This window comes from Rhizobium sp. SVR5-9E (assembly GCF_056755095.1).
In genome coordinates this window covers 1-270 of sequence record NZ_JBNDHS010000427.1, presented here as the reverse complement: position 1 = coordinate 270, position 270 = coordinate 1, and the positions used below count along the sequence as shown (strand labels likewise).

General features: G+C 60.7%; 1 protein-coding gene. It reads left to right on the top strand.

Features of this window, described 5'->3' with window-relative positions; all coding sequences use genetic code 11:
* Positions 1–22 precede the first annotated feature (22 nt).
* Positions 23–270: hypothetical protein (locus tag ACPYOJ_RS35470; protein WP_481420406.1), on the top strand; the 248-nt coding region annotated here is incomplete at its 3' end.

Sequence of the window (270 nt, the reverse complement as noted above, 5' to 3'; positions counted from 1 at the left end):
GATTTGCCTCTGCGCGTGGCGCTTGTTCGACCGGCGCTATCCGCCGTTCGTGACCTGCTTGTCCGTGTTCGGGCTGTTGGCGCTGGGCTCGACGCTGCTTTACGACCCGCAAGCGTTGCTGTCGTACGATTTCTACCGCCACGACGGCAACTTCTTCGTGTCTTACGCGCCGATTCTTGCCGGTTGCCTGTATTCGCACGAGCTGGATCTCGACAATGCGCTGAGACGCTTCTTCGTGTTTGCCGTGCTCGCGAACCTGCCGCCCTATGC